The 3233-nt window shown below is 60.7% G+C and carries 5 protein-coding genes; 4 read left to right on the top strand and 1 reads right to left on the bottom strand.

The annotated features are described in order from the left end of the window. Positions 1 to 493: DUF1403 family protein (locus RNA01_RS22940; RefSeq protein WP_147182403.1), on the bottom strand; the 493-nt coding region annotated here is incomplete at its 3' end. 272 nt (positions 494 to 765) lie between these two features. Between RNA01_RS22940 and RNA01_RS22935 the strand changes: the two genes are divergently transcribed. From RNA01_RS22935 to RNA01_RS22920, 4 genes are read left to right on the top strand one after another with little or no spacing between them, the layout of a single operon-like run. Continuing rightward, the gene (locus RNA01_RS22935) at positions 766 to 1020 is read left to right on the top strand and encodes a type II toxin-antitoxin system VapB family antitoxin (RefSeq protein WP_055971743.1); all 255 of its coding nucleotides are present in this window, start codon (positions 766 to 768) and stop codon (positions 1018 to 1020) included. After that, positions 1020 to 1406, top strand: coding sequence for a type II toxin-antitoxin system VapC family toxin (locus RNA01_RS22930; protein WP_055971746.1), 387 nt, complete (start codon positions 1020 to 1022; stop codon positions 1404 to 1406). The genes RNA01_RS22935 and RNA01_RS22930 overlap by 1 nt, the downstream gene beginning before the upstream one ends. Next, positions 1403 to 2473: a tyrosine-type recombinase/integrase gene (locus RNA01_RS22925; RefSeq protein ID WP_055971749.1), complete on the top strand. Its 1071-nt coding sequence runs from the start codon at positions 1403 to 1405 to the stop codon at positions 2471 to 2473. The genes RNA01_RS22930 and RNA01_RS22925 overlap by 4 nt, the downstream gene beginning before the upstream one ends. Further along, positions 2430 to 3077 carry a helix-turn-helix transcriptional regulator gene (locus RNA01_RS22920; RefSeq protein WP_147182402.1) on the top strand — a complete coding sequence of 216 codons (648 nt, stop codon included), beginning with the start codon at positions 2430 to 2432 and terminating at the stop codon, positions 3075 to 3077. Before RNA01_RS22925 ends, RNA01_RS22920 begins: the two co-directional genes overlap by 44 nt. Positions 3078 to 3233 lie beyond the last annotated feature (156 nt).

Here is a 3233-nt window from a genome sequence, read left to right as displayed (position 1 = left end):
TGACAAGGTCGGCGACGACGAAGGGCACAGCACGACCGGACTGAAGCGCGCCGTCAAATAAATCGGCAATTTCGCTCAGGCCCTCGCGACGCATCCCCATCAGCGCCGCTACCTCCTCCAGAACTTTGCTGCTGATCGGCCGCTTCTTTGCCGCCAGTTTCTGGAATGCCAAATACATAGCTCCGGCCGGCCCGGGATCGTTGCCAGGCGCGGTGAGCAGCACCACATCGCGCAAGCCCGCCTCGCCTTCGTTGCGGCCAATCAGCTGCACGGCCGAATGCGAGGCCCTAAGCGCCAGGCGCTGGCGCCAGCAGCCCGCCCACGGCAGGTCGGCGCGAACCAAATCGTCGAGCGATTTCAGAGCAATGCCAGCGGCAAAGGCGGCGTCCCCTTCGCTTGAATCGCGCGCGCGCCCGTTCGCCCAAGCCGGTAGGGGAGACACGGTCGCTGGGAGAACCGGGGCGGCGAAAGGTGGGGGAAGGCGCGAATCCATGCCGTCAAGCATAGCCGAGGCGCGCAGTTTCTACCACCTATTTCACAATCAACCGCACAGCCTGTCCGCATATAATTATGTCCGATAATCTTGCATTATCGGACGTTCTGTGCTCTATATAAGAAACGGCCGTTTCGCGGCCTTCAGCCGCACCAATCCCCGCTTTTCCGGCTGAGCGACGCGAGAGAGTGCGGCGGCGGTATGGTTAAACTCCCCGGTCGCCGCGCAGGCCTTAGGTAGAATATGTATACTAAGGAACCTGGAAACCTTCAATGGCGCTGAGCATCAAAGATCCCGAAACAGAGAAGCTCGCCCGCGCGCTTGCCGCGCGCACCGGCGAAACTATCACCATTGCGACGCGGCGCGCCCTCGAGGATCGGCTGAAGCGGATGGGCTCGCAAGCCAAGAAGTCTGCTCTCCTTGAGGACATGGAGGCAATGCAGCGGCGCCTGAGCGTGCTGCCGGTCCTCGATGATCGCAGCGATGAAGAGATCATCGGCTACGACGAAAATGGTATTCCGAACTGATGGTCATCGATACCTCAGCGATTGTCGCGATCTTTTTCAATGAACCGGACGCCCAACATTATCGCGAATGCGTCGCCGACGATCCCATTCGGCTCGTTTCGGCGGCGACGCTTGTCGAAGCCGCTATGGTGGTAGAAAGCCGTTTCGGTGAGGCTGGTGGCGCAGAGCTTGATCTGTGGCTGCACAAGGCGAAGGTGGACGTTGTCGCGGTGACCGCCGAGCATGCCGATCAGGCGCGCCGGGCCTGGCGCCGTTACGGCAAGGGCCGCCATCCTGCCTCCCTGAACTACGGCGACTGCTTCTCCTATGCGCTTGCCAGTCTGACTGGCGAACCGCTCCTGTTCAAGGGCAACGATTTTAAACAGACGGATATCGAGGCGGCATGAATAGCGGCGGCGAGATCATACTTGGCGAACATTTCTCAGAGACGGCGCCCTCTCCTCCCCCGCAACCGGCGTCCGGCCTGCTGGGCCATCTTCAGGATCTCACCGATCGCGCGCGGGGTTATGTCGAAGCCGCCAGTTCCGCCAACACCCGCCGCGCCTATGCCGCCGACTGGAAACACTTCTCCGCCTGGTGCCGGCGCTCGGGCCTCTCTCCCCTCCCCCCACATCCTCAGACCGTCGGCCTATACATTACCGCCTGCGCGTCGGGGACCGCCGAACGCGGCGCCAAGGCGAGTTCGGTCTCGACGATCGAGCGTCGCCTCTCCTCGCTGTCGTGGAATTATTCGCAGCGCGGTTTGATGCTCAATCGCAAGGACCGGCACATTGCCACAGTCATGGCCGGCATTCGCAACAGCCATGCTCGCCCGCCCCTGCAGAAAGAGGCGGTCCTGGCTGAGGATATCGTTGCCATGTTGGAGACGCTCGACCGGGGGACCCTGCGCGGTCTGCGGGATCGGGCCATGCTGCTGATCGGCTACGCGGGCGGCCTGCGGCGCTCGGAAATCGTCGGGCTGGATCTGAAGGCCGACCAGACGGAGGACGGCCGCGGATGGATCGAAATCCTTGAGAAAGGCTTGCTGGTGACGCTTCGCGGCAAGACTGGATGGCGGGAGGTCGAAATCGGGCGCGGGTCCTCCGAAGCCACCTGCCCCGTTGCCGCGGTTGAGACCTGGATCCGGTTCGCCAGGCTCGCCCATGGTCCCCTCTTCCGGCGTGTTACAGGGCAAGGGAAGACCGTCGGGCCGGACCGGCTCAACGACAAGGAAGTGGCGCGGCTCGTCAAGCGCACCGCTATGGATGCAGGCATCCGAGGTGATCTGGCAGAGATCGAACGGGCTTTTAAGTTCTCAGGGCATTCGCTGCGCGCCGGACTGGCGTCTTCGGCCGAAGTCGATGAGCGCTATGTGCAGAAGCAACTAGGTCATGCCTCTGCTGAGATGACGCGACGCTATCAGCGCCGGCGTGATCGCTTCCGCGTCAATCTCACGAAGGCTGCGGGTTTGTAATTATTGGTCAGGCTGCAGACCTTCGGAATTCATCATTGCGCCCCGTCGCAATGTCGGTCAACGACCGGCCTCCGGGCAATGTGAAGCCTTCAACAAGGTCGGAAAGCCTAATGCTCGCCTCTGCGAGCCTTGCCGTAGTCGCGCGGGTCTGTTCCATCATGGCGACATTCTTCTGAGTGATGCTATCGAGGTTGGTCACAGCATTGTTGATATCCCGAAGTCCGATCGCCTGTTCTTGTGCCGATTGAACGATGCCATCGATCTGCTCGTCGATCGCATGAACCCTGCCACCTATCAACTTAAGGGCATGGCCCGCTTCGTTGACGAGCAGGACACGGTGATCGCAAACTCGGCGGTGATGAAGGCGGTAGCCTTGGGTCTTTGTCCGGATGTATCGATCGATGAGCGCCAGCAATTGAGCGAACTTTCCGAAATGCAGTCCGAAGTCCTGAAATCGGCTGCTTCCGGCAAATCCAACGGCGACATTTCGGTGATCTTGAACTGCTCAGAACGCGCGGTGAAATACCACATGAGTGAAATCCTCAGGAAACTTGGTGTGGCAACACGCGCGCAGGCGATTTCGAGATTTGCTGCAAAGATCTAGTCGCCCGCCCGAGAATCGCTCTCGTCGGTTGGACGCTCTCTTGAATCTGCAGAGCATTCCATTCGCAGGGGATCGGCCTCTAGCATGATCGACAAAGGCAACGGTGCACGCTTCAGCCGCAACGCCCGATCGACACCAATCGCAGTGAGATTGGTT

This window comes from Paenirhizobium naphthalenivorans (assembly GCF_007992095.1).
GTDB classification, from domain to species: domain Bacteria; phylum Pseudomonadota; class Alphaproteobacteria; order Rhizobiales; family Rhizobiaceae; genus Allorhizobium; species Allorhizobium naphthalenivorans.
The sequence above is the reverse complement of the archived record's forward strand: the minus strand, read 5'-3'. Positions and strand labels throughout refer to the sequence as shown.

Coding starts and splice junctions, on each gene's coding strand:
- RNA01_RS22935 (WP_055971743.1), top strand. CDS start 766: ATGGCGCTGAGCATCAAAGATCCCGAAACAGAGAAGCTCGCCCGCGCG.
- RNA01_RS22930 (WP_055971746.1), top strand. CDS start 1,020: ATGGTCATCGATACCTCAGCGATTGTCGCGATCTTTTTCAATGAACCG.
- RNA01_RS22925 (WP_055971749.1), top strand. CDS start 1,403: ATGAATAGCGGCGGCGAGATCATACTTGGCGAACATTTCTCAGAGACG.